This is a genomic window from Pseudoalteromonas sp. PAB 2.2, assembly GCF_001938575.1.
Taxonomy (GTDB): domain Bacteria; phylum Pseudomonadota; class Gammaproteobacteria; order Enterobacterales; family Alteromonadaceae; genus Pseudoalteromonas; species Pseudoalteromonas lipolytica.
In genome coordinates this window covers 62,543-89,539 of sequence record NZ_LYPI01000020.1, presented here as the reverse complement: position 1 = coordinate 89,539, position 26,997 = coordinate 62,543, and the positions used below count along the sequence as shown (strand labels likewise).

20 protein-coding genes are annotated in these 26,997 nt (G+C 42.8%); 12 read left to right on the top strand and 8 right to left on the bottom strand.

From position 1 onward, the window contains the following. Positions 1 to 42: 42 nt before the first annotated feature. From gltB to BWD47_RS17300, 3 genes are all read left to right on the top strand, one after another. Positions 43 to 4,500, top strand: a complete 4,458-nt coding sequence (gltB, locus tag BWD47_RS17310) for a glutamate synthase large subunit (protein WP_075594375.1) — start codon at positions 43 to 45, stop codon at positions 4,498 to 4,500. Between the two features lie 9 nt (positions 4,501 to 4,509). Continuing rightward, positions 4,510 to 5,925 (top strand): FAD-dependent oxidoreductase, encoded by a 1,416-nt coding sequence (locus tag BWD47_RS17305; protein ID WP_065978706.1) that lies wholly within the window; start codon positions 4,510 to 4,512, stop codon positions 5,923 to 5,925. 216 nt (positions 5,926 to 6,141) lie between these two features. Further along, complete coding sequence (locus tag BWD47_RS17300) at positions 6,142 to 8,259, top strand: S8 family serine peptidase (RefSeq protein ID WP_075594374.1); 2,118 nt, start codon at positions 6,142 to 6,144, stop codon at positions 8,257 to 8,259. Positions 8,260 to 8,447: 188 nt separating this feature from the next. Here BWD47_RS17300 and BWD47_RS17295 read toward each other — a convergent pair whose 3' ends face one another. The 4 genes from BWD47_RS17295 to nadK form a co-directional block, all read right to left on the bottom strand. Then, the gene (locus tag BWD47_RS17295) at positions 8,448 to 8,846 is read right to left on the bottom strand and encodes a hypothetical protein (protein WP_036967641.1); all 399 of its coding nucleotides are present in this window, start codon (positions 8,844 to 8,846) and stop codon (positions 8,448 to 8,450) included. Positions 8,847 to 8,924: 78 nt separating this feature from the next. Further along, positions 8,925 to 10,598 carry a DNA repair protein RecN gene (recN, locus tag BWD47_RS17290; protein WP_065978704.1) on the bottom strand — a complete coding sequence of 558 codons (1,674 nt, stop codon included), beginning with the start codon at positions 10,596 to 10,598 and terminating at the stop codon, positions 8,925 to 8,927. Between the two features lie 68 nt (positions 10,599 to 10,666). Continuing rightward, positions 10,667 to 11,230: a hypothetical protein gene (locus BWD47_RS17285; protein ID WP_075594373.1), complete on the bottom strand. Its 564-nt coding sequence runs from the start codon at positions 11,228 to 11,230 to the stop codon at positions 10,667 to 10,669. 95 nt (positions 11,231 to 11,325) lie between these two features. Then, the gene (gene nadK, locus BWD47_RS17280; protein ID WP_036967648.1) at positions 11,326 to 12,210 is read right to left on the bottom strand and encodes an NAD(+) kinase; all 885 of its coding nucleotides are present in this window, start codon (positions 12,208 to 12,210) and stop codon (positions 11,326 to 11,328) included. Positions 12,211 to 12,331: 121 nt separating this feature from the next. Between nadK and BWD47_RS17275 the strand changes: the two genes are divergently transcribed. Both BWD47_RS17275 and grpE read left to right on the top strand, forming a co-directional pair. After that, positions 12,332 to 13,276: an HrcA family transcriptional regulator gene (locus tag BWD47_RS17275; protein WP_036967651.1), complete on the top strand. Its 945-nt coding sequence runs from the start codon at positions 12,332 to 12,334 to the stop codon at positions 13,274 to 13,276. 58 nt (positions 13,277 to 13,334) lie between these two features. Beyond that, positions 13,335 to 13,943 (top strand): nucleotide exchange factor GrpE, encoded by a 609-nt coding sequence (grpE, locus tag BWD47_RS17270; protein WP_036967654.1) that lies wholly within the window; start codon positions 13,335 to 13,337, stop codon positions 13,941 to 13,943. Between the two features lie 24 nt (positions 13,944 to 13,967). Here grpE and BWD47_RS17265 read toward each other — a convergent pair whose 3' ends face one another. Then, a complete protein-coding gene (locus tag BWD47_RS17265; protein WP_036967656.1) occupies positions 13,968 to 15,167 on the bottom strand; it encodes a multidrug effflux MFS transporter in 1,200 nt (399 codons plus the stop codon). A 195-nt stretch (positions 15,168 to 15,362) separates the two neighbouring features. Between BWD47_RS17265 and BWD47_RS17260 the strand changes: the two genes are divergently transcribed. Both BWD47_RS17260 and BWD47_RS17255 read left to right on the top strand, forming a co-directional pair. Then, on the top strand, positions 15,363 to 16,160 hold the full coding sequence (locus tag BWD47_RS17260) for a M48 family metallopeptidase (protein WP_065978701.1): 798 nt from the start codon (positions 15,363 to 15,365) through the stop codon (positions 16,158 to 16,160). 89 nt (positions 16,161 to 16,249) lie between these two features. Next, the gene (locus BWD47_RS17255; protein WP_075594372.1) at positions 16,250 to 16,438 is read left to right on the top strand and encodes a hypothetical protein; all 189 of its coding nucleotides are present in this window, start codon (positions 16,250 to 16,252) and stop codon (positions 16,436 to 16,438) included. Between the two features lie 193 nt (positions 16,439 to 16,631). Here the strand turns inward: BWD47_RS17255 and BWD47_RS17250 are convergent, their stop codons facing one another. Together BWD47_RS17250 and BWD47_RS17245 are read right to left on the bottom strand one after the other, a co-directional pair. Next, positions 16,632 to 17,414: a nucleoside-binding protein gene (locus BWD47_RS17250; protein WP_065978699.1), complete on the bottom strand. Its 783-nt coding sequence runs from the start codon at positions 17,412 to 17,414 to the stop codon at positions 16,632 to 16,634. A 126-nt stretch (positions 17,415 to 17,540) separates the two neighbouring features. Further along, the gene (locus BWD47_RS17245; protein ID WP_036967666.1) at positions 17,541 to 18,854 is read right to left on the bottom strand and encodes a Na+/H+ antiporter NhaC family protein; all 1,314 of its coding nucleotides are present in this window, start codon (positions 18,852 to 18,854) and stop codon (positions 17,541 to 17,543) included. A 290-nt stretch (positions 18,855 to 19,144) separates the two neighbouring features. Here BWD47_RS17245 and dapB point away from each other — a divergent pair, with 290 nt between their 5' ends. The 5 genes from dapB (at position 19,145) to BWD47_RS17220 (ending at position 26,211) form a co-directional block, all read left to right on the top strand. Beyond that, the gene (gene dapB / locus BWD47_RS17240; protein ID WP_075594371.1) at positions 19,145 to 19,942 is read left to right on the top strand and encodes a 4-hydroxy-tetrahydrodipicolinate reductase; all 798 of its coding nucleotides are present in this window, start codon (positions 19,145 to 19,147) and stop codon (positions 19,940 to 19,942) included. A gap of 207 nt (positions 19,943 to 20,149) precedes the next feature. Further along, positions 20,150 to 21,286 (top strand): glutamine-hydrolyzing carbamoyl-phosphate synthase small subunit, encoded by a 1,137-nt coding sequence (gene carA, locus BWD47_RS17235; RefSeq protein WP_036967672.1) that lies wholly within the window; start codon positions 20,150 to 20,152, stop codon positions 21,284 to 21,286. Positions 21,287 to 21,302: 16 nt separating this feature from the next. Beyond that, positions 21,303 to 24,521 (top strand): carbamoyl-phosphate synthase large subunit, encoded by a 3,219-nt coding sequence (gene carB, locus BWD47_RS17230; RefSeq protein ID WP_036967675.1) that lies wholly within the window; start codon positions 21,303 to 21,305, stop codon positions 24,519 to 24,521. A gap of 51 nt (positions 24,522 to 24,572) precedes the next feature. Continuing rightward, the gene (gene greA / locus BWD47_RS17225) at positions 24,573 to 25,049 is read left to right on the top strand and encodes a transcription elongation factor GreA (protein WP_036967677.1); all 477 of its coding nucleotides are present in this window, start codon (positions 24,573 to 24,575) and stop codon (positions 25,047 to 25,049) included. Positions 25,050 to 25,167: 118 nt separating this feature from the next. After that, positions 25,168 to 26,211, top strand: coding sequence for a S66 peptidase family protein (locus BWD47_RS17220; RefSeq protein ID WP_065978695.1), 1,044 nt, complete (start codon positions 25,168 to 25,170; stop codon positions 26,209 to 26,211). Between the two features lie 44 nt (positions 26,212 to 26,255). Here BWD47_RS17220 and BWD47_RS17215 read toward each other — a convergent pair whose 3' ends face one another. Beyond that, a complete protein-coding gene (locus tag BWD47_RS17215) occupies positions 26,256 to 26,912 on the bottom strand; it encodes a nitroreductase family protein (RefSeq protein WP_074989299.1) in 657 nt (218 codons plus the stop codon). Between the last annotated feature and the right edge of the window lie 85 nt (positions 26,913 to 26,997).

Here is a 26,997-nt window from a genome sequence, read left to right as displayed (position 1 = left end):
AAAAGACTGAACCGCTAGTCGTTGTAGCAAGGGGAGGGGTCTATGTTATACGACTCAAAATTAGAAAAAGATAATTGTGGCTTTGGCTTAATCGCCCAGGTCAATGGTCAGGCGAGTCATCGCTTGATTCGAACCGCAATCACAGGCCTAGATCGCATGGAACACCGTGGTGGTATTTCTGCTGATGGTAAAACAGGTGATGGCTGTGGTTTATTAATGCAAAAACCCGATAGTTTCTTTCGTGCAATTGCCAGTGAACACGATTGGCATTTAGGGAAGAACTACGCAGTCGGCATGGTGTTTTTAAATGCCGATCCCGTGCTTGCACAGACTGCTAAAGATGTTTTGAGTGAAGAGCTCGAAAAAGAAACCTTAAATATTCAAGGATGGCGAGTCGTTCCGACAGACGCATCTTGTTTAGGGCCAATTGCAAAAAAACAACTACCTGGCTTTGAACAAATTTTTGTCAGCGCACCTGAGGGCTGGCGTCCAAAAGATTTAGAGCGTCGTTTGTATGTTGCGCGTCGCCGTGCAGAAAAGCGTCTAGAAAATGATGAGCATTTCTATATTGCGAGCTTGTCTGGCTTGGTAACGGTTTACAAAGGCTTGATGATGCCTGTGGATTTACCGAACTTTTACCTCGATTTAGCTGACATGCGCATGACGAGTGCGATTTGTGTATTTCATCAGCGTTTTTCTACCAATACACAACCTCGTTGGCCATTGGCGCAGCCGTTCCGCTATTTAGCGCATAACGGCGAAATTAATACCATCCAAGGTAACCGCCAGTGGGCACGTGCCCGTGCTTATAAATTTGCATCTCCACTGATCCCTGATTTGCAATCAGCAGCCCCATTTGTCAACGAAAGTGGCTCTGATTCATCAAGCTTAGATAACATGCTTGAATTGTTCTTAGCGGGTGGTATGGATTTATTCCGTGCGATGCGTATGCTTGTTCCGCCTGCATGGCAGAAAAACCGAGCCATGGATGACGATTTACGTGCTTTCTACGACTTTAACTCTATGCATATGGAACCATGGGATGGCCCTGCTGGTATTGTTATGTCTGATGGTCGTTTTGCGGCCTGTAACCTTGATCGAAATGGCCTTCGTCCAGCGCGTTATGTCATTACGCAAGATGGATTTATTACGCTTGCTTCTGAGGTGGGTATTTGGGATTACGCGCCAGACGAAGTGGTTGAAAAAGGACGAGTTGGTCCGGGTGAATTATTAGTAATTGATACTCACCAAGGTAAAATTTGGCACTCTGACGAAATTGACCAAGATCTTAAATCACGTCACCCGTATAAAGCGTGGCTAGAAGCTAACGTTAAGCGTTTGACTCCGTTCGAAAAACTGGCTGAAAAAGATGCAGGTAATCGCTCGTTTGATGACGAAACACTGCTGAAATATCAAAAAATGTTTGGCTTTACTAACGAAGAACTCGACAGTGTTGTTCGTGTCATGGGCGAAAACGGTCAAGAAGCAACGGGCTCAATGGGTGATGACACCCCATTTGCCGTGCTGTCTGAAGGGCACCGTTCATTATTTGATTACTTCCGTCAAAAGTTTGCACAAGTAACCAATCCACCGATTGATCCTTTGCGTGAGAATCATGTTATGTCACTTGCCACGTGTATTGGTAGTGAGCAAAACGTGTTCAATGAAACCACGGGTCATGCGAAACGTCTGCAATTTGAAACACCGATATTGATGTACGCAGACATGAAACAGCTGTTAAGTGCTGACCAAGCGCATTACAGCTACTGCAAAATTGATATTACTTACACAGCCGAAGAAGGCCTTGAAAAAGCGATCACACGTATTTGTGACGAAGCGCAAGAAAAAGCCGCATCAGGGTGTGTGATGTTAGTCTTGAGTGACCGTAACTTTAGTGAAACGCACCTACCCATTCCTGCTGCAATGGCGGTAGGCTCAATTCAAAAACGATTAGTTGATAATAACTTACGTTGTGAATCAAACATCATTATTGAATCAGGTAGCGTGCGAGATGCTCATCAATTTGCTGTGTTATTAGGCTTTGGTGCGACGGCGATTTACCCTTATTTGGCCTATGAATCGCTGGTTGCAATGAGCGATAAAAAGATTATTAACAAGAGCTATTGTGAAGTCACGTTGGCGTATCGTAATGCGATCAACAAAGGCCTTTACAAAATCATGTCGAAAATGGGGATCAGTACAGTTGCCTCATATCGTTGCTCGATGCTGTTTGAAGCGGTTGGTTTGTCAGAAGCGGTTATTGAAACCTGTTTCAATGGTGTAGCAAGCCGTATTAAAGGTGCGTGTTTTACTGACTTTGATGATGATCAACGTAAGCTTCATAAGCTCGCATTTAGTAAGCGCAAGTTATTAAGCCATGGTGGTTTATTAAAGTATGTTCACGGTGGTGAATATCATGCTTACAACCCTGATGTGATCCAAACTCTGCAAAAAGCAGTGCGCTCGGGTGAGTACAGTGATTACGTTGCTTACGCTGATTTAGTTAATAACCGCCCAATCACAAATTTACGTGACATGTTGGCGCTTAAAATTCCTGATGCCGGAATCAGTATCGATGATGTTGAACCAGCAACAGAGCTGTATAAGCGTTTTGACTCGGCGGCAATGAGTATTGGTGCACTATCACCTGAAGCACATGAAGCATTGGCTATTGCCATGAACCGCTTAGGTGGGTGTTCTAACTCAGGTGAAGGGGGTGAAGATAAACTTCGCTATGGCACCGAGAAAAATTCACGTATTAAACAGGTCGCCTCAGGCCGATTTGGTGTAACACCGCATTATTTACGCAGTGCTGATGTGATTCAAATTAAAGTAGCACAAGGTGCAAAGCCCGGTGAAGGAGGTCAGTTACCGGGTGAAAAAGTAACGCCTTATATCGCTAAACTGCGTTACTCAGTACCGGGTGTAACGTTGATTTCACCGCCACCGCATCATGATATTTACTCTATTGAAGATTTAGCCCAGCTAATTTTTGATTTGAAACAAGTGAATCCTGAAGCTCTAATTTCAGTGAAATTAGTGTCTGAACCCGGTGTCGGTACGATTGCAACGGGTGTAGCAAAAGCCTATGCAGACCTCATTACGATTGCGGGTTATGACGGTGGTACAGGTGCAAGCCCGCTTACTTCTGTTAAATATGCAGGCAGTCCTTGGGAGTTGGGCCTAGCTGAGACACAACAAGCTTTGGTTGAAAATGGCTTACGCCACCGTATTCGATTACAAACGGATGGTGGTTTGAAAACCGGTCTCGATATTATTAAAGCCGCTATTTTAGGTGCTGAAAGCTTTGGCTTTGGTACGGGTCCTATGGTGGCATTGGGTTGTAAATACTTGCGTATATGTCATTTAAATAACTGTGCGACCGGTGTAGCAACGCAGGACGATACACTTCGTCAGAAGCACTACCATGGCTTACCAGAAATGGCGATGAACTACTTTAAGTTTATTGCACAAGAAGCGCGTCTAATCATGGCAAGCTTAGGGGTAACCCATTTAACCGATTTAATTGGTCGCTTAGATTTACTTGAGGCGATTGAAGGCAAAACGCCGAAGCAAAAGAAAATTGATTTATCGTCAGTTGTGGCTGTGCCGAACAACCCAACCGGTGAAACCTTGTATTGCAGTGCGCCAAACAGTTCGCACTATTTAGGTCAGCTTAATGAAACCTTGCTTGATAAAGCCAAGCAAGCGATTGATGAAAAATCGGGTATTTCATTAGTGAGCCGCGTGTGTAATACAGACCGCTCTGTGGGGGCGATGCTATCAGGATACATTGCATCTAAGCACGGTAACCAAGGTATGGCTGCCGATCCTATATCTATAGAGTTACACGGCACTGCAGGTCAGTCGTTTGGTGTATGGAATGCTGGAGGCCTAGAAATGACGTTGGTGGGTGACGCTAACGATTATGTTGGTAAAGGCATGGCAGGGGGCAAACTTGTCATTCGCCCACCGATGGGATCATCATTTGAAAGCCACAAAGCAACCATTGCAGGTAATACGTGCTTGTACGGTGCTACTGGCGGCAAATTGTTTGCAGCAGGGTGTGCGGGTGAGCGTTTTGCTGTTCGTAACTCAGGTGTGCAAGCGGTTGTAGAAGGTGTGGGCGATAACGGCTGTGAATACATGACAGGCGGTGTTGTGTGTGTCCTTGGCAAAGTTGGTATTAACTTTGGTGCGGGGATGACGGGCGGTTTTGCTTATATTCTTGATGAAAGCAATGACTTTGAAAAACGCATTAACCCTGAGCTTGTTGAAATTGTTACGCTGGAAGATTTAGCGTCTCATCAAGAGCATCTTCGTGGTCTTATTGCAGAGCATTTAGAGCTAACGGGGTCTAACCGCGCTGAGCAGATTTTAGCGAACTTTGATTTATACATTCCGATGTTTAAATTGGTGAAGCCAAAATCAAGTGATGTAAAAAGTTTACTCGGACACCGAGCACGCAGTAGTGCAGAGCTTCGTGTTCAGGCTCAGTAAGGGGGTAGTATGAGCGAAAATGTATACCAGTTTATCGATGTACAACGTGTTGACCCGCGTAAAAAACCGATTTCGGCACGTAAGCAATCATTCGTGGAAATTTACGAGCCGTTTTCTGAGACGCAAGTAAATTCACAAGCGGACCGTTGCTTAGATTGTGGTAACCCGTATTGTGAATGGAAATGCCCAGTACATAACTATATACCGCAATGGTTAAAGCTAATTCGTACAGGCCGTATATTAGAAGCGGCTGAGCTGTCACATCGTACAAATAGTTTACCTGAGGTGTGCGGTCGAGTGTGTCCACAAGACCGCTTATGCGAAGGCTCATGTACACTTGACGAAGAGTTTGGTGCTGTAACAATTGGTAATATTGAAAAATATATTACAGACACTGCTTTTAAAATGGGCTGGAAACCAGATATGTCTTATGTGGTTTGGTCTGATAAAAAAGTGGCGATTATTGGTGCAGGTCCAGCCGGGTTAGGTTGTGCTGATATTCTAGTGCGTAATGGTGTTAAACCGGTGGTATTTGACCGTCACCCTGAGATAGGGGGGTTACTTACTTTCGGTATTCCTTCATTTAAGCTTGAAAAAGAAGTGATGCAGAAGCGTCGTGAAATTTTCACTGAAATGGGGGTTGAGTTTAAACTAAACACGGAAGTCGGTGTTGATATTACACTAGATGAAATTCTTGCTGAATATGACGCAGTCTTTTTAGGCGTAGGGACCTATCAAAGTATGCGCGCAGGATTTGAAAATGAAGATGCCGATGGCGTACATGATGCTTTACCGTTCTTAATTGGTAACACAAATCGTGTTATGGGCTACGCTGAAGACAAGCAAGCTTATATTGATATGGCCAACGAAAAAGTGGTTGTATTGGGCGGGGGTGACACCGCAATGGACTGCGTAAGAACGTCAATTCGTCAAGGTGCAAGCAAAGTAACATGTGCTTATCGCCGTGATGAAGAAAACATGCCAGGCTCTAAACGTGAAGTTAAAAATGCCCGCGAAGAAGGGGTTGAGTTTACTTTTAACGTGCAACCTAAAGGCATTGTAGTTGACGAGCAAGGTAAAGTTGCAGGCGTAAGAATGGTCAAAACGCAACTGGGTGAACCAGATGAAAATGGCCGCCGTCGTGCTGAAGAAGTGGCTGGATCAGAGCATGTGATAGAAGCCACTAAAGTGTTAATGGCATTTGGTTTTAAACCGCACAAAATGGATTGGCTTGAACCATATGGCGTTGAAATTAACCATTGGGGTGGTATTAATGCACCTGAACAAGGTGAATTTACCCATCAGACAACGAACCCTAAAATCTTCGCTGGTGGCGATATTGTTCGCGGCTCAGATTTGGTGGTAACGGCTATTTTTGAAGGTCGCAATGCGGCAGAAGGAATTATGGATTACCTAGAGGTGTAATAGCTATCTGCAATACTCCCCATTCATAATTTTGTATAGATACTAAAGCAAGCCTGCGGGCTTGCTTTTTTTGTGCCTGTAAAATATTGATTGCGTACGCAGGGGCTATTCCTAAAGCCTTATGAGGGTTTTCCCCTATATCGGTGAGTGTCACTCGCTGCGAGTATATGTTCTGTAGTTACAAAAAAGTAACAAACTAATCCAGGAGATAAACCAATGCGAACTAAACTTTCTAGTACACTCATCGGTCTTGGCATGGTTGGCAGCTTTGCCACCCAAGCACAAGCCTTACTAGGCCCAGAATTAGCAGAAAAATTATCAACAACAAGCCTAACTCAAAGCCTTACTGAACCAAGTATCAAAGTCATTATAAGCTTTAAAGATAAACAGCAGGTTTATAATGTAATGCAGTCACTCGGTGTACCGTACTTAGCCTTAAAAGAATTACCCATGGTTGGCGCTACGCTGACTCCTTCACTCGTCACACAGTTACAAAATAACCCTGCCATTGAAAGTATTTATTATGATGCGCCACTGCGCTATTACAACTATAACTCGGGTGAGATCACTGGCGGTCATTTTGTACATGATAACTATTTATTTACAGGCAAAGGTGGCGTTGTGGCTGTGCTCGATTCAGGAGTCGATGCGACACATCCCGATTTAGCTTACGGTGATAAAACCATTCAAAATGTAAAACTAATAAACGATCTTGATTTATACGGTTTGACCGCCGATATAGAAGGGTTACCAAACACCGATACATCATCAGGACATGGCACCCATGTTGCTGGCACTGTTGCGGGCAGTGGCGCTGCATCTGCGAATGATCCTACACGTGCTAATTTGCATGATGGCATTGCCCCAGATGCAAAGATTGTCGGTATTTCTGCTGGTGAAGCCATTTCAATTTTACATTCTTTAAAAGGCTTTGATTATGCATTAGCCAACCAGCACAAATACGATATTGATGTTATTACAAATAGTTGGGGAGGGGGAGCAGGAAGTAACTTCGACCCTAATAACCCTGTGAACAAAGCATCATTTGAGGCATACAAACGCGGCATGATTGTCACTTTTGCTGCGGGTAACGATGGCGACGGTGATGATACCCTCAATGTGTATGCCGTCGCTCCTTGGGTTATTGACGTCGCAGCAGGCACGCCGAATAGAATGCTGGCTGATTTTTCTAGCCGTGGTGTGCCAGGTGATGCGATTAAAACACCCGACATTACAGCACCTGGCTCAAGCATATATTCGACGCGAGCACTCAATACCCCTTTGCCCGCTTTAGGACCGGTCATCGATTTAGATAACCCTGATTATTATGTTTACTATGCGACGATGAGTGGCACGTCGATGGCAACCCCTTTTGTTGCAGGTGCTGCGACTGTGCTGCTTGAAGCAAACCCGCATTTATCGCCTGATCAAATTGACGAAATTTTAAAAGCCAGTGCCGATGACATGTTTGATGAAACAGGGCGACATTACTTACCGCACGAAGTAGGGGCGGGTCATATTAATGTGAAAAAAGCAGTTGAGCTTGCATTACAAACTGAAGGTAATATGCGCCAGTTTTTAGCTGGAGACACTGAATTTTCGAGTCAAGGTGCTTGGCAGCAAGCAGACAACACTGCTGATAAAGTCTACTTTGCCGGCAAGTGGTCAGAAACAACGGATAGCAGTGCTTATAACGGCACACTGGCAAAAGCAAAAGGGCCTGGAAATATTGCTTATGTTGGCTTTAAAGGTGAGCGTGCGAAAATACACTTTGCGGCAACTAACCGAGGAGAGGTCAGTATATTAGTTGATGGGGTCGAGTATGAATCGTTGAGCGTCAGTGGTGAAAAAGGCGAAGCCATTACCGTGGCAATTAACCAATTAGACGACTCAGCACATACACTTGAAGTGCGCACTATATCAGGACAAGTCGCATTAGATCGATTCGAATTTGACGGTATTGTCACCCAGCCCGGTGTGTCATTTACTACACAGTTAATGCCAAGTATTGAGGGTACAATGGGACCATCAGTAAGTTTAGATCTTGCTGGGCTTGGTGTTGACCCAGCCTATAGCATTATTGAGCATTTAGTTTCAGTACCAGATAATGTTGTGGGCGTGACTGCGGTCTTAAGTTGGCAACCATTTGCAGACCTTGATTTTTCAATAGCAAACAGTCAGGGAGAAGACCTCGCAAGCTCTGCGACACTTGATAACCCCGAAACAGCACAGTTATCGGTTACAGAAGCTGGAGACTATATTTTCAAAGTAAAAGGGTATACCAGCGTCGTGACTAATTATCGTATCGACTGGCAGATAGTCACTCAAGACTAATATAAGCAGCGGGTAAACATTACGCTTACCCGCTAATTTCTTTAACTACGTTACCAATATTAACTACGTTACCAATATTATAATTGCTTATTCTTATTAACCGACCCTGTTTAAAGCTATGTGTAACGATGGCTAAAAATCAGTAGGTTTTTTTAAATGAGAGAAAAAGCCCGACAAGATAAAACAGACTACCAGCAGCCTGATAACGTGTTTTTTACTTTATTGCTGTGTTGTTTTAATAAAAAGTAAGCAAGGCTTACCACGATAAAATGACAAATCATTACAACAACAGACCAAACAGAAATTGTCTCTGATTGCTGGCTCACTATTACAAACAGTATGAGCATCATAGCTGCAGAAGCATATAAATATGTTTGTAAACGTTGTTTAAACCTTAGGTGCTTCCATCGGCTCCATAGCACCAAAAGTAGCGCCACGATAGGAAACGCAAATAAAGTGCATTGTAGTAGAGCGAACATATAATTTTGTGACACGACAGGTGTATATGACACAGAGGCGTGCAGTAAAGGTGAGCTTAAGCTCAATAATAACCCGCTTGCTAACCCAAACTTACGTTGTTTATTCATTGTATAATCCGGTCAAAGGCTATGCACAATAGCCTTAATTACTTACTAAAACGTTAATGTCATTAAGTGCGAGAGTGGTTATGCATGCGCACTAATCAGCTCTTTAGCATTTGCTCTGGCCATTTTGCTAATATTATCGCCAGCGAGTAGACGGGCAATTTCATCTATTCGTCCATCTTTACTGAGCTTATTCATTTGTGTGTAGGTTTCACCATTTGCAATTTCTTTCGCAACAAAAAATTGCTGATGCCCAGAGCTGGCAACCTGTGGCAAGTGCGTAACACAAATAACTTGGGTTGACTTGCCAAGCTGGCGCAATAACTTGCCAACCGCTGAGGCCGTTGGGCCAGAAATACCCACATCGACTTCGTCGAATATGAGTGTTGGCGTTGTCACGCGCTGGGCGATAATGACTTGTATCGCTAAACTGATACGCGAAAGCTCGCCACCCGATGCAACTTTCGATAAAGCTTGCATTGGTTGCCCAGGGTTGGTCGATACCAAAAACGCCACGGTATCAAATCCCATTGCACTGGGGGCTTTATCACTCGTTTGTTGAATATCAATCGCAAACTGGCCATTTTCCATTGATAAGTTAGCCATGCTATCGCTGATCAATGTGTTGAGTGTTTCGGCATAACGCTGGCGGCTATCACTTAAAACCTGTGCAGCGTCTTTATATTCATCAAGGGCTGTATTTATCTCGGTTTCTAACGATGCTAAGCGGTCACTATTGTAGCTAATTGAAGCAAGCTCTTGCGCAATTGATTGGTGAAATTCTACCAGCTCTTCCGGTTTTATATGGTGCTTGCGTGCTAAATCCATTGCCCCAGTTAAACGAGTTTCTACTTCGTCGAGGCGAGCAGGGTCTAAATCTGTTATATCTACGTAGCTGCGAATTTCACGGCTTGCTTCTTCAACCTGAACAGCGGCTTCACTTAAAAGTGCTGCAATGCTAGATAGGCTATCATCGTAGCCAGCAAGTTCAGCAAATTGCTGTGCACTGTGTTGCAGCATTGAGCATGCACTTTGCTCATCACTTTCGTATAAGTGCTGAAGTTCACGCTGGCACGACTCTAAAATAGTTTGGCTGTGGCTTAACTTATGGTGCTCAGCTTCTATTTCTTCAAACTCACCGGGTTGTAAGGCAAACTCGTCTAATTCAGCAACTTGGTATTCAAGTAGCTGTTTTTGAGCCGCTTGTTGCGCTTGTTGTTGTTCTAAGTGGTTAAACTCTTTTACTAGCGCCTGATAGGCTTTAAAACGTTCTTTAACATTGGAAAGCAGGTTTGTATGGCCAGCATATGCATCCAGTAAATGCAGCTGATGCTCGGCTTTTAATAAATGCTGATGCGCGTGTTGACCATGAATAGAAATGAGGTACTGCCCAAGCTCTTTAAGCTGCGCAGCAGTGACAGGGCTGCCATTAATATAGCTTTTACTCCGGCCATTTTTACAAATAACACGGCGCAGTAAGCATTCACCTTCTGCATTAGACAGTAAGTGATGCTCTAAAAACTGTTGAGCAAGGGGTAATTGGGTAATATCGAATTGCGCGCAGATTTCTGCACGCTCAGTTCCTGGACGAACAGCACCCGCATCGGCGCGTTCGCCTAAACACAACGATAGGGCATCAATAGCAATTGATTTCCCTGCACCTGTTTCACCTGTAATGGCTGTCATGCCATTGTGCCACTCAGTACTCAAGTTACTTACAATGGCAAAGTTTTTAATTTCTAACCCGATTAACATACTGTTTATCCATCCAGCTAATTAACTGTTAATTTATACAGTGTTTTCGGGTTTTGCAAATTAAATTTTTATGCTTTTGTTAATTCTGATATCTGTTTTTCGTGATTTAATTCATCAGGCATTGATGGACTCTGGCTTTGCGCTGGGTCATCATGTTGATTAATAGTTGGCGCGTATTTAATAACTTCAATTAATGAGGGTAATACTTCTTGATAAAACGCTTTATTGTATTCAATGCCATTATAAGGAAGTTGTGCCATAAAGTATTGTAATCTATCGGCAAGTTGGTCATGTTCATGCGGGCTTTGTGCTTTGTTTGCTTCCATGATTATGGTGCTGATAAACAACTCACTAATAAACTCTAAATGCGTTAGATTTTCTTCGTTGTGAGCTTGAACGACAAAGTAATTACTGGTGATTTGGTTCAAACGTGCAACATTTTTAGGGCGAATGAGCTTTGCTTCACTAAATTCGATTAATTTAATTTTGAAGTCGTTATTGATCTCTTTGACACGTTGATGAAAGCGTTTTTTTTCGGCTTCTATCGCTTTGCGACGGTTGCTTTCGATGATCCAATAGCAGCCTAGTAGAGTGATCAACAATAAAAGAGCAAGAAAAACTATATAGCTCATTTTTGCTTAGGTTCCTTAAATGTGTACTACGGTAAAGTGAATTATTTTGCGCTAATAGATTTCACTTGGCAATTATTTAAGAAGAAAATTGCTGTTTAAAATAAGCGGCTACCCCAGTTCAGTTTTTTTCGCAGTACATTGTAATAAGAATATTCTTTTGGATGAATTAAGCGTAACCGTTTGTCAGCTTTTTTGATAACCACTTCATCGCCAGGTAAAACGGCCAAAACAACGTGGCTGTCACAGCTCACTTGTAAGCTGTCGGTATTTTCTAAGCTGAGTTTAAGGCGTACCTCGTTATCGGCATCAACGACTAAAGGGCGACTCGAAAGAGTATGAGGAAACATGGGTACTAACGAAATAGCATTCAGTTCTGGTGTCAAAATAGGCCCGCCACCAGAGAGAGAATAGGCCGTTGACCCCGTCGGTGTAGATACGATTAAACCATCAGAGCGTTGTGAAAATACAAAATCATTATTTATGAAGGCTTCGAACTCAATCATGTGAGCGACTTTATCGGCATGGAGTACCGCTTCATTAACCGCTGAATTTGCGCTTTTAAGTTCAGCATGCCGGTATACTTCTACTTCTAGCAGGAAGCGTTTTTCTTCAATGAATTGACCGCTTAGAACCTGCTCTAAACTTGCTTCAAAACCTTCTGGGTTTAAGTCGGTTAAAAATCCGAGGTTACCACGGTTTACGCCAATCACTGCAACGTCAAAACGCGCTAAAACACGTGCAGCACCTAACATGTTGCCATCGCCACCGACAACGATGGCTAAATCAGCACGCTCGCCTAACTCAACGAGTTTAACGAGGTTGTTTGCAGGCACATCTTCTAATTGCCGACCCGTTCGTTGCTCAACGAGCACCTCAAAACCTAACGCTCGTAAAAAGGTGTGTAATCGCTGTAGCGTTGTGGCCGCGGCGCTGTGGTTAGGTTTACCAATTAAACCTATGGTTTTAAACGGTGAGTCCATGGTACGTGCACTTAACTATTTCATAGGGATAGATTACATTAAAAATTAATGCTTTGAAAATAACTTGAAATAAACTTGCAGTGCCCAAATATCTTAGGGCAAGAGTCAAGATGTAAGAATTATGAAATTAAACCCCCGCGATCAACAAATTTTTTCAGCCGTAATGAGCCTATATTGTAATGGCGAGGGCCAACCGGTGGCTTCAACGCGCATAGCAAAGCAAAAGGGCATGGCTGTGTGCTCTGCCACAGTGCGAAATGCAATGGCAAGGCTTGAAAAAGAAGGGTTGCTTTATTCGCCACATACCTCGGCAGGCCGCGTGCCAACAAATGCTGGGTTTGACTATTGGTTAACCGAATTTTTCTCTTTGCCCGAAATTGCGACGTATTGGCAACCTCAACAAGCACAACTTGTTGAGCTGGCCCACGGCTTGAGCCAACGTTATAAAGTATGTTGTTGTGTTGGTTTACCGCAAGTGAGTTCGCAATTGGTTTTTAGGGTTGAAGTACTTGACTTTGATGGCAGTGATTGGCTTATTTTACTGATTGATAGAGCAGGGCAAAGTCACAATATTTGTATTAGTAAACCTGAGGACGCCAGTGATTCGGTTCGCTATCAGTTTGCAACGTGGCTTAATACGGTGTTCAGTCAACAAACTCTGATGGAAGGTCTTTACCGTATGCAGGCAATGGCGAATACTGCACCGCGCAACTGCCATGACTCGTTGACCCAATGGACTCGCCAATTGAGCCAGAAACTGGGGTCTGATAACAGTATTGTGGTAGGTGAAAATTATTTATATAAGCAAGTAGACTGTCAAACGAGCTTAAATATAGGCGTCTCATTTCTAAATTTTGTTGAAGATAAGCTCGCATTTAGAAACGGTTTGTCGGTATTAAACACAGAACAACTTCCATTTACCGATTGTGATGAGTTAATGGTGATCAGCCTTCCTTACTTTAATAACCTCGAATATCAGAGTCGTTTTTGTGTTATTTGTCCAAAATCAGCACAAATTGAAGCAATCATCCAAGAATTTGAGTTAATCGGGTCATCAACCTCTTGAATCTTTCTATTCAATCCCCATAATTACCGCAGTTGTAAAGAATTGGAGCATTTAAGCTATGTCTGAGCAGACAAAATCACCAGAGCAAGAAGTTGAACTAAACGAAGAATTTGAACAAATGCAAGCGGATGTTGACGCAGCCGTTGAAGCAGCAGAGCAAGTTGAAGGCGAAGAACTAAGCCCTGAAGCTGAAATTGCACTACTTTATAGTGAACTAGAAGCTGCAAAGCAAACTATAAATGATCAAAAAGACAGTGTTGTACGTGCCGCAGCAGATGTTGAAAACATGCGTCGCCGTGCCGCACAAGATGTTGAAAAAGCACACAAGTTTGCACTTGAGAAGTTTGCTAACGAATTATTACCCGTGATTGATAATTTAGAGCGTGCGATTGAGTTTTCTGACAAAGAAAATGAGCAGCTTAAGCCTGTACTTGAAGGTATCGAGATGACGGTAAAAAGCTTCAACGATGCCGTGTCTAAGTTTGGTGTAGAAATTGTTAACCCACAAGGTGAGCAGTTTAATCCAGAATTCCATCAAGCGATGTCTATTCAACCAAGCAATGATGTAGCACCTAATACAGTACTTGCAGTTATGCAAAAAGGGTACACATTAAACGGTCGTTTACTGCGTCCTGCTATGGTAATGGTATCGAAAGAAGCTGAATAAACGCTTTTTAGAGAAAAATGCCTGTCATAGACAGGCATTTTTTTTGTCTAATTTTCGATGCCAAAGCTGCACAAGTAGTATAAGGATAAGCGCACTGAACATCATGGCTGAAAATGGCACCGCACTTTGCGGGTGAATAAACGCGAGGATAGGTCCTACGAGTGCGCCACTGCCAAAACGTAACGTACCAATTACCGCCGTTGCAGTCCCTGACTTTTCCTCGAATTGCATTAAAATCAATGAGTCGGCATTACTTGCTACAATCCCCAAACTCATCATTAAAGGCGCTATGCTTGCGACGATAAAATACAGCGACAAATGCATTAAACTAAACAGCAGTAATGCTGAGCCCGATGCAAAGCCAATACCTAAGCCTATAAACAGTAATTTGCGCGATCCTAAGCGTGGTACAAGTCGGGTATTCATAAAGTTACCGAACATTAAGGCAAGTACGTTAAAGGCAAATAGAATCCCGAAGAGTTGTTCATCTACTTTAAAAAAGTCCAAATAAACGTAAGGCACAGACGTTAAAAAGCAGAAAAATGCGAACGAGGCAAACATAGAGCTAGCGATATCGGCACGCGCACTTTGACGTGAAAAGACGGTTTTATAGCTGTTAAAAAATAACGCTAAACCACGTTGCTGACTTTTGAAAATAGGGATATCAATTAAGTAAAGTTGCACAAGTGCTAAAATTGCAAAGCTATACGCAGCTAACACTAAAAATATAACCTGCCATGTCGAAATGCCCATAATTAAAGAGCCAAGCGTGGGGGCGATAAGGGGCGCTACCATCATGATCATCGATACATACGACATCCCCTTTGCCGTATTCTCACGGTAAATATGACGAATAATACCCGGTACAACCACGGTTGCCGCGGCACCAGTGAAAGCCTGTACTGCCCTAAGTGACCAAAAAAGCTCTATGTTATGGCAAAATGCCAGTGCTAACGAACTTAAACCAAACAGCGCTAAGCCTACTTTAGCCAGTAATCGTCTACCAAGCTCATCGGCAATAGGGCCAAAAAATAGCATACCCAGTGCATAGCCAGCTAAATAGATACTCAATGAAATTTGTACATTTGGCATGGTTGTTTGTAAGTCATTGGCAATGACCAACATCGCAGGTAGATACAAATCAATTGCCAGCGGAGTAATGGCGACAATACTTGCCAGTAACGGCAATAAAATGCGTTTATTTAATGTGTCGGGGGAAGGCATTGGAAACTCATTTATCAATCAATAGACCCCTATTGTAGCAGCGAGTGGTTCGTTGGTGAACTTAGTTTGCCTGCTAACTAAAAGATTTAACTGAAAAATCACATTTGCACGGTGGGAAATGTATTTTCATATAAAATTAATGAATGCTTTGCTATATTAGCAACAATTGCACTAATAGTATTTGTAAGGATTCACATGAAAAAGTTAATGATGGTCGTGTTAGCCACCGCTGTTTTAGCAGGGTGTAAAACGTCTCCAACGGGACGTACACAGATCGCGCTCTACTCAGATCAACAAATGAGTCAAATGGGCCAAGCAAGCTTTGCTGAAATGAAGAAAACACAGCCGATTAACTCCGACCCAAAAGTTAATGCGTATGTAAAATGCATCGCAGACGATGTGATTTCTGTTTTGCCGCGTGAATATGCTCAACAAGCATGGGAAGTGGTGGTGTTCGAAGAAGATTCTGCGAATGCGTTTGCATTACCAGGCGGCTACATTGGCGTACATACCGGATTATTAAAAGTAGCGGTTAACAGGGATCAACTAGCGACCGTGTTAGGCCATGAAGTTGCACACGTTATTGCTGAGCACTCGAATGAACGTGTATCGCAAAACTCCTTGATTCAAACAGGTTTACAAGTCGGTGGTGCTGCGCTTGATATGGGTAATGTGCAATATCGCGGTGAAATTATGCAAGCACTTGGACTCGGCGCACAATTTGGTGTGGTGTTACCTTTTAGCCGCTCACATGAATCTGAAGCTGATATTGTAGGTTTAGACTTAATGGCAAAGGCCGGCTTTAACCCAGAGCAGTCAGTGTCATTATGGCAAAACATGAGTGCAGCTGGCAGCAGCGGCACACCCGAATTCATGTCGACTCACCCAGCACCGGGTAATCGAATTAAAGAGCTACAAAAACACATGCCAACGGCTTTAAAAGCACAACAAGCGGCAAAAGCGCAGGGCAGAAACCCACAGTGTAAACTGTAATAAAATCTTACCAGAGCTGCTTATGCAGCTCTTTTTAATTCCATTTTGCACTTGGAGTTGAAGCAGGTAAAGTTCAACGTGATTGTGTCATGCTTGATAAATTAGCTAGTTCAATGACTGACTTGGCAAAAAAATATTCAGTAACATTACTTGAACAACAGCAAGATAAATCCAAAGCAGAGTATTTCATAGAAGCAAAATATATTGAAATTAACTCCATAGATGGGTTTTCCCATCGGTTAGACCAAGCTCATCAGCAACATTACATGTGCAACTAAAAAAGTGATGAGATTATAGCGAAAACAACGAAGGAAATTGGTTCTGGAGTAGCCTTTGACGCTTGTGACAGCTTAGAGAAAATAGCCGTTGCGGGTGGTCGCTATGTGGCTAAATGGACTTCTAATCAATTTAATTAAAAAAAGCCTGTAGTCTAGCTGACTGCAGGCTTGAATATTGATAACTCGCAGCTCGCTAGAACGTCCACTCAACATGAAGTTGTGGGACTGATTCAGTGGTATCTGTGCCTAGTTTGTTATGCCAGTATTGCCACTCAAGGCCAAGTAACAGGGTATTTTCTTTCATGCTGATTGCATGACCTAAATCCCATGTAATAATAGGCTGTGCTAAAATCCATGCTTTAACGTCTTGACCGAATTCGTTTTCACGCTCTGCAATGTACTCAACATGGCCTGTCACATTAAATTTTTGTGAGCCAATAGTGAATGGGTAGCCCCATGCTACATCAATCATCCAGCTGTTTGTTTCAGTAGGAGCACCACCACGAGCAACACCTTCACTGTCATCAATGTAGGCTGTAAACAACGTTGATAAAAAGCTAAAACCTGGTGCTTGCCAGCTTAGTTTTACACCGGGTAAATATTTTAGAACCTTTGAGTCTCCAGCAGCGTTAAAGCCCGCAGTTAAACCTACGTCAGCAATCGCACCATATGAAAAATCGTTGCCTGAGATTTTTGACAGGCTAAAGGTTGAATACCATTCACCATAAAAGTCTTTATCTTGATATCCATCTTGTAAATCATCATCACTGTAGTCAATAAAAAAGAAGTTATCGCCATAGTCATAACCAGATGCATGCTGTAATGACACAACCGTTGTGTTTGATTTAGCCAAAGAAAACGGATTTTTGTGCTCACCGTTATTGATGTGTAATTGCGTTGAGCTCCAATTAGCCGCATAGCTCGAAGTACTCGCTGCACATAGCGCAGCAATAGAAAGGATCTTTTTCAAGTTCATATCTCAATATTGATGTAGTCATAACAATTCACTTGATTAAGCGAATTAGTATATAAAGGGGGATACAAAGTGAGGATTATAGCAGATACGTCCTTAAAATGACGTATCTGCTCAAAAATATTTAACTTAGGCTTTATTACGGCGTAAGCATATTACCGCAATCGCAGTAAACGCGAGAATAAAACAATAATATGACGATGTAGATACTTGCCAAGGGCTGATTTTAAACGTTGCACCTAACAATAAGGCTTGTGCGCCGTAGGGCAAAGAGCCTTGTGTTACACAGGCAAAAATATCTAATAAACTGGCTGAGCGCTTGCCAGTGATTTCACCGTCATCGGCCAGTTTTTTCGCAATAGGGCCTGCAACAATAATAGACACCGTATTATTAGCAATACATACGTTACTCGTCATTACGAGTGCTGCAATACCTAATTGATCAGCAACTTTACGATGCCATTTAGCAATAATTTTCGTGATTGCCTGAATTTTGTTAGCAATGTAATCAAGGCCACCGTTTATACGAATAAATTCTGACAGGCCGCCAATAAACATAGATAACAAGAAAATTTCCTGCATATCGGTAAAGCCTTTGTAGATATCTTTTACAAAGCTTGCGCCTTCATAACTGCCTGTAAAGCCCATTAGTGCTGCGAAAATAATCCCGCTAAACAGCACCACAAAGACATTAAATCCCATCACCGCTAGCACTAAAATAAAGGCATACGGAAGCACGAGTAATATATCGTAATCCTGTGTTTCAACCGCTTCAGCTGCCGGTGTTAAAAAGAACAATAATGCAATGGTGAGTGCAGCAGCAGGCAGAGCAATCTTTAGATTCTCGCGAAATTTATCTTTCATTTCACAACCTTGTGTACGGGTAGCCGCAATTGTTGTGTCAGAAATGATTGATAGGTTATCGCCAAACATTGCACCCGATACAATTGTACCGGCCATCAATGCCGGATCGATACCCGTTTTTTGCGCTACGGCGTAGGCAATAGGGCCAATCGCGCCGATGGTGCCCATTGATGTGCCCATGGCAGTTGAAACCACGGCAGCGATTAAAAATAAGCCCGGAAGTAATAAAGCTGGGGGAATAAGAGATAAACCGGCATTCACGACGGCATCAACACCCCCGGTTGCGCCTGCGACGGCAGAAAACGCACCTGCAAGAAGGTAAATCAAGCACATAGTAATGATATTGCTATGACCTGCACCTTTTATAAACGTTTCAACACTGTGGTTAATCGTGTTTCTATTTAAAATAAAGGCCAACATAATGGCAGGTAAAATAGCGACCGGTGCCGGTAGTTGATAAAAGGCGTAATCAACACCTTGAGATTGTAAGTATAAGCCTGCGCCTAAAAATAAGCCGACAAACACCAAAAGCGGCAGCAAAGAAAGTTTTGCTTTTGTTTTATTAAATGATGGCTGCATCATATTCCTCGTTAGATAACCAAAAACACAGCCAAAAACTTCTTTTAGCTGTATTTAGTTGTTGTTTTATGAAAGTAAAAACAACAACAGCGCCCGCAAGCCAAAGACCAAATCGGCGCAAAGGAAGAAGTTTAAATGTATAGATGGCTAAATGCAAAGGCTATCTGTTATTATTGTTGTTATTTTATAAATCCAAAAAATTAGCGCTGTATTTTTTATAAGCTAACCTGACTATTACATGAGTTTTCGATAAAATCTAGCCAGCTAATAAGAATAGATAAGGTAAAAGTATGAACCGTATAGGTGTATTTGGTGCCAATGGCCGCATGGGGCTTGCACTATTAGAGGCTGTTACAAAAAATGAGCACTCTGTGTTAACGGGGGCGTATGTCCGTGAAAATTCACCGCTTATTAATTTAGCTGTTAATCAATTAAACAGTGCCGCTGATGCGGATGTGCAATTTAGCAAAGAAACTGATGTAAAAGAGACTGACGTACTTATTGATTTTACTTTACCCGCGGGGATGCGTAATCACCTCAAAACAGCGGTAGAAAAAAATATAGCCATGGTGATCGGCACGACAGGCTTAACCCACGACGACCTTGAAGCGTTAAACGATGCAGCAAAGTATATCCCGATTGTTTTTGCTCGTAACTATAGCGTAGGCGTTAATTTACTGCTTAACTTAGTGCAGACTGCAGCTGTGAAATTTGGCGATGACATGGACATAGAGATTTTTGAAGCGCACCATCGTCATAAAATTGATGCGCCCTCGGGCACGGCTTTAGCTATTGGTGAGGCTATTGCAGAGGCAAAAGGCTGGCAACATGATGACGTTGCACGTTTCGATAGAAGCCACGATGAACAAGCAAAATCGCAAAATGAAATCGGTTATTCGGTCATGCGAGGCGGAGATATAGTAGGTGAACACACCGCATATTTCGCAACTTCTGGCGAAAGACTAGAATTAACTCATAAAGCAAGTTCTAGAATGACCTTTGCCTTAGGTGCTGTAAGAGCTGCGGGCTGGTTGAAAAATATGCCGGCTGGACTTTATGACATGCAAGATGTGCTTGACTTGAAGTAGTTTAGTTTCTTTTTTGGCAGTTTCAGTGAAAATTAAGTTAATAACGCTTATTTTTACTATTTTATTAATTATGATTAGATCTGAAAAGCAAATTACTGTAAAATAGCGCCAATTTGCCAAAAATTCATAAATGCGTGTTTCCAATCGCTTTAAACGGGCAGTAGAGCAAATGACTTTACTCCCGTTTTTTACTGTTAGGAGGTTAACTTGACTAAATCCGCTCTGTTAGTCCTAGAAGACGGCACAGTGTTTCGCGGTACTGCAATCGGCGCTGACGGCATGTCAGTCGGTGAAGTAGTATTCAATACGTCTATGACTGGTTATCAAGAAATTTTGACTGACCCTTCATACGCGGAACAAATCGTAACTTTGACGTACCCACATATCGGTAATACGGGTACTAACAGCGAAGACGAAGAAGCGGGTCAAATCTGGGCTAAAGGCCTAGTGATCCGTGATTTGCCACTGCTAGCAAGTAATTTCCGTAACGAGCAATCGTTAAGTGATTACTTAAAAGAACGCAATATCCTAGGTATTGCTGACATCGACACTCGTAAATTAACACGTATCTTACGTGATAAAGGCGCTCAAAATGGTTGTATCATTGCAGGCGACGAGTTAGATGAGAATAAAGCGCTCGAAGCTGCGCAAGCCTTCCCAGGCTTAAAAGGCATGGATTTAGCAAAAGTTGTCTCAACCAAGGAAAATTTTGAGTGGCGTGAATCAAGCTGGACATTAGGTGAAGGCTTTAAAACGCTAGAAGCAGCAGACGAGAAATTTCACGTTGTTGCTTATGACTTCGGTGTTAAACGTAATATCTTACGCATGTTAGTTGACCGCGGTTGTAAATTAACCGTTGTGCCGGCACAAACATCTGCTGAAGACGTACTCGCACTTAACCCAGACGGTATTTTCTTATCGAACGGCCCTGGTGACCCTGAGCCATGTACCTACGCAATTGATGCAATTAAGACCTTTTTAGAAACAGATACGCCAATTTTTGGTATTTGTTTAGGTCATCAATTACTTGCGCTTGCCTCTGGTGCAAAAACAGTAAAAATGAAGTTTGGTCATCACGGTGGTAACCACCCAGTTAAAGACCTTGACCGCAATGTGGTTATGATCACTGCGCAAAACCATGGTTTCGCAGCGGATGAAGCGACATTACCAGCGAATTTACGTGCAACTCACGTTTCATTATTCGATGGTACGCTACAAGGTATTCACCGTACTGATAAGCCTGCATTTAGCTTCCAAGGTCACCCTGAAGCAAGCCCAGGTCCACACGATGCAGCACCTTTATTCGACCACTTCATCGACTTGATGCAAGCTCGTTCTAACTAATTTAACCGGAGTAACAATGCCAAAACGTACCGACATAAAAAGCATTCTTATCTTAGGCGCGGGCCCGATCGTTATCGGTCAAGCTTGTGAATTTGACTACTCTGGTGCACAAGCGTGTAAAGCACTACGAGAAGAAGGCTATCGAGTTATTCTTGTAAACTCGAACCCTGCAACTATCATGACTGACCCTGAAATGGCCGATGCGACGTACATCGAACCAATTCACTGGGAAGTGGTAGAAAAAATTATTGAAAAAGAAAAGCCAGATGCTGTACTCCCAACAATGGGTGGTCAAACAGCATTAAACTGTGCACTTGACCTAGACAAGCACGGTGTGTTGGCTAAACACGGTGTTGAGCTAATCGGTGCAACTGCGGATGCCATCGATAAAGCAGAAAACCGTGAGCGTTTTGACGCTGCAATGAAAAATATTGGCCTTGAGTGTCCGCGTGCTGAAATCGCTCACTCAATGGACGAAGCACACGATGTACTTACTCGTATCGGCTTCCCATGTATTATCCGTCCATCATTCACCATGGGTGGTACCGGTGGCGGTGTTGCATACAACCAAGAAGAATTTGATGAAATTTGTGAGCGTGGTTTAGATTTATCACCAACAAATGAGCTTCTAATTGATGAATCATTAATCGGTTGGAAAGAGTACGAAATGGAAGTTGTTCGTGACAAAAACGACAACTGTATCATCGTATGTTCTATCGAAAACTTTGACCCAATGGGCGTTCACACGGGTGACTCAATCACCGTTGCACCAGCACAAACGTTGACGGATAAAGAATACCAAATCATGCGCAATGCATCGATGGCGGTACTTCGCGAAATCGGCGTTGAAACAGGTGGTTCAAACGTACAGTTTGGTGTGAATCCAGTTGATGGCCGTATGGTTATCATTGAAATGAACCCTCGTGTATCTCGTTCATCGGCTCTAGCGTCTAAAGCAACGGGTTTCCCAATTGCCAAAATCGCTGCGAAACTAGCTGTAGGTTATACGCTTGACGAGCTTCAAAATGATATCACGGGTGGTAAAACACCTGCTTCATTCGAGCCTTCAATCGATTACGTTGTGACTAAGATCCCACGTTTTAACTTCGAAAAATTCGCAGGTTCAAACGACCGTCTTACTACACAGATGAAATCTGTGGGTGAGGTTATGGCTATTGGTCGTAACCAACAAGAATCACTACACAAAGCATTACGTGGTCTAGAAGTGGGTGCAACAGGTTTTAACCCAATTGTTGCGCTTGATGACCCGAAAGCGAAAGAGAAAATCATTCGTGAATTGCGTGAGCCAGGTGCCGAGCGTATTTGGTATGTTGCTGATGCAATGCGTCATGGTATGAGCGTTGAAGATGTATTCGAATTGACTAAAATCGATCCATGGTACTTAGTACAAATCGAAGATATCTTAAAAGACGAAGAAACAATCAGCGAAGTAGGTATGGCTGGTTTAAATGCCGAGTTCTTACGCAAGCTTAAACGCAAAGGTTTTGCTGATGCACGTATCGCTGAAATTGCGGGTGTATCTGAAGCTGAAATTCGCAAAAAACGTCACCAATTAAATATCGTGCCAGTCTACAAACGCGTTGATACGTGTGCGGCAGAATTTAGTTCAGACACAGCTTACATGTACTCAACGTATGACGAAGAGTGTGAAGCGAACCCGTCTGACAAAGATAAAATCATGGTAATTGGTGGTGGTCCTAACCGAATTGGTCAAGGTATCGAATTCGATTACTGCTGTGTTCACGCGGCATTAGCGCTACGTGAAGACGGTTACGAAACAATCATGGTTAACTGTAACCCTGAAACTGTTTCTACAGACTACGACACATCTGACCGTCTATTCTTCGAGCCAATTACGCTTGAAGATGTGTTAGAAATCGTTCGTGTTGAAAAACCAAAAGGCGTAATCGTTCAGTACGGTGGTCAAACTCCACTTAAACTGGCTCGTGCACTTGAAGCGAATGGTGTTCCAGTTATTGGTACTTCACCTGATGCAATCGACCGTGCTGAAGACCGTGAGCGTTTCCAACAACTTGTTGAGCGTTTAAACCTTCTTCAACCTGAAAATGCAACAGTAACGTCTCTAGAAGAAGCGATTGTTAAATCAGCTGAAATCGGTTTCCCTCTGGTTGTACGTCCTTCATATGTACTTGGTGGTCGTGCGATGGAAATCGTTTACGATGAAGATGACTTACGTCGTTACATGACTGAAGCGGTATCTGCATCAAATGAAGCCCCAGTATTGCTTGACCGTTTCTTAGATAACGCAATCGAAGTTGACGTTGATGCTATCTGTGACGGTGAGCAAGTGATTATCGGTGGTATCATGGAGCATATCGAGCAAGCAGGTGTTCACTCAGGTGACTCAGCATGTTCATTACCTGCTCATTCATTAACTGCTGAAGTACAAGACGTAATGCGCAAGCAAGTGACAGACATGGCACTTGAGCTTGGCGTAGTGGGTCTTATGAATACACAGTTTGCAGTGAAAGACGGCCAAGTTTACTTAATCGAAGTAAACCCTCGTGCAGCGCGTACAGTACCGTTTGTATCAAAAGCAACGGGTGTAGCACTTGCTAAAGTAGCAGCGCGTTGTATGGCAGGTCAGTCATTGGCAAGCCAAGGTATCACCAAAGAAGTGATTCCTCCTTACTACAGCGTTAAAGAAGTTGTATTACCGTTTGCTAAGTTCCAAGGTGTTGACCCAATGCGTGGCCCAGAAATGCGCTCAACGGGTGAGGTAATGGGTGTTGGCGAAACATTCGCCGAAGCGTTCGCAAAAGCACAATTAGGTGCAAGCAACACTTTACCACGCGGTGGTCGCGCGTTACTATCGGTACGCAACAGTGACAAGCCACGTATTGTTGAACTTGCTAAAACTATGACTGAACTTGGTTTTGAGCTAGACGCAACAGGTGGTACTGCCAAAGCACTTGAAGACGCTGGCATTGCAGTTCGTCGCGTAAACAAAGTATTCGAAGGTCGTCCTCATATTCTTGATAGAATTAAAAATGGTGAATACAGCTACATTGTAAACACTACTGAAGGTCGCCAAGCGATTGAAGATTCGAAGGTGTTACGTCGTGGTGCGTTACAGCACAAGACTAACTACACAACGACACTGAACGCGGCATTTGCTAACTGTACTGCAAACCAAGCAGACGACCGTAGCAAAGTGACGTCAGTTCAGGAACTACACCAGCGAATGAACTAAGGAAATGTGCCAAGGGCGAGTGATTCGCCCTTGGGATTAAGTGAGAATAATATGCAATCAATTCCGATGACGGTTCGTGGTGCAGCATTACTGCGCGAAGAACTTAACGAATTAAAAACAGTTACCCGTCCAAAAATCATTGCTGATATTGCTGACGCACGTGAGCATGGTGATTTGAAAGAAAACGCGGAATATCATGCTGCTCGTGAGCAACAAGGTTTTTGTGAAGGTCGTATTCAAGAAATTGAAGCGAAGCTTTCAAATGTACAAATCATCGATATAACTAAGATGCCTAAGACAGGTAAAGTTATTTTTGGTACAACGGTGACTATCGTTAATGTTGAAACCGACGCTGAGGTTAAATACCAAATCGTGGGTGATGATGAAGCAGATATCAAAAATAACCTGATCTCTGTAAACTCGCCAATCGCGCGTGGTTTAATTGGTAAAGAGGTTGATGACGCCGTTACCATTAAAACACCTAATGGTGAAGTTGAATACGAAATCATTGAAGTTGAGTATATTTAATAGCTTAACCAAGCATTGATGAAGCCGCGGTTTTATACCGCGGTTTTTTTATGCCTGTTTACAGCCACCCAATTATTCGTTACGTTGGCGTTCTATTAACGATTATATAGAGGTGACAATGGCAAAAATTCACTACCCTAAAGCGCTTTCAAAAGGCGATAAAATAGCCATTTGCGCTTTTTCATCAGGGGTTGATCAAGCATATCACGCACGTTTAGATCTTGTGTTGGCGGGCTTAAAAGCAAAAGGCTTTCAAGTTATAGAAGGGGCATGCTTACGCGAAGCCCATAGTCCTGCAAAACAGCGTGCAGATGAATTAATGCAGTTTTTAACAGATGACTCAATTGCCGCTATCATGCCGCCATGGGGCGGCGATCTCACCATGGAAATTTTATCTTTACTTGATTTTAATGCGATAAGCCAAGCACAACCGAAGTGGTTAGTGGGATTTTCAGATATCAGTACATTTGCATGTGCTTTAACGACACGATGTGGTTGGGCAACACTGCACGCAGCAAATTTAATGCAAATTCACCCAGACGATCCTGATGAATACTTAGCAAACATTTTCAAAGCACTACAATTAGGTGAAAAAGGTCAATTAAATCAAGTGGCCTCACCTTATTACCAGCAGTCTGTTATAGATTATTCGCACCAGCCGCAGGCACAGTTTGATTTAACTGCACCGAGCCAATGGCGTTGTATAAACTACAAAGACACACGTAAAATTGAAGTGTCAGGGCGCTTGATAGGCGGCTGTTTGGATACGTTAGGTTTACTATTACCTTCTAATTACTACGCATTACATGAATTTAAAAAACAGTATGCACCTGAAGGACTTATTTTATATTTAGAAAATGCAGAGCTCAGCCCGATGGCACTTGCACGCTGTTTGTTATCGTTAAAATTGAATGATGTTTTTACCGATGTAAATGCCGTTGTGTTTGGTCGCAGCCCTGCAATAAATAACGACTGCTACTTTGATGAATACCAAGCAATTGAGCTCGCATTTAAAGGCAACTTATTTCCGGTTATTGTCGATGCAGACATTGGACATGTTGCGCCAAATTTAGCGCTTATTAATGGTGGTTTTGCAACGATTACTGCTGACTTAAGTGAAGGTATGGCGCGTAATGTGAAGGTCAATACAACGTTAAATTAAATATTACGCCTACGAGAGTAGGCGTAATACACGGCATGTAGCGCTTAAATCACTGAAATAATAGTATCTTTATCTAAACGCGATTTTGGTAATGCAGCATTATAATCTTGCTCAGGTTCGTGATAGCCAATTGCCAAAGCAACTTCACAGACATACCCATCTAGCTCATCAGCGAAAAGCTCACCGAGTAAATCTTTATCAACCCCTTCCATCGGAGTAGAGTCAATGCCTAAACGAGCCACGGCATGCATGGTATTGCCTAACGCAATATACGTTTGTGACTTAGTCCACTGTGCATTATTACCTTGTTCATCGGTATTTAAATCAACAAAAGCAAAGGCACCAAAAGCGCTTTCTTTGTTTTCTGCTTTTGTACGGCCATTAGCAATGTCTGCCTCTATGACTTTTTCATAATCTTCACGTTTGTAGCGAGGGTTATAAGCAAATAATATAGTGTGTGAGGCGGCCTTTGCATGTAATTGATTAAACTGAAACTTGTTTGCAAAGCTGTCGTGTAAACGCTGTTTTGCTTGGTCTGATTCAATTACTACGAATTTCCATGGTTGCGAGTTAATCGATGAAGGAGTTAAGCGCAGTGCTTCTAAAATAACGGCCAAATCATCTTGGCTAATGCGTTTAGTTGCATCGTAGCGCTTGCTTGTATAACGGCGTTGTAAGTCTGAAATAATAGGGTGTGTCATGTAATTGCTCCCGCATGTTTAACAATATGTCTGAGTGTACGCCTTGCATACTTAGCGATAAAGCGCATAATTCAATAAACATTAT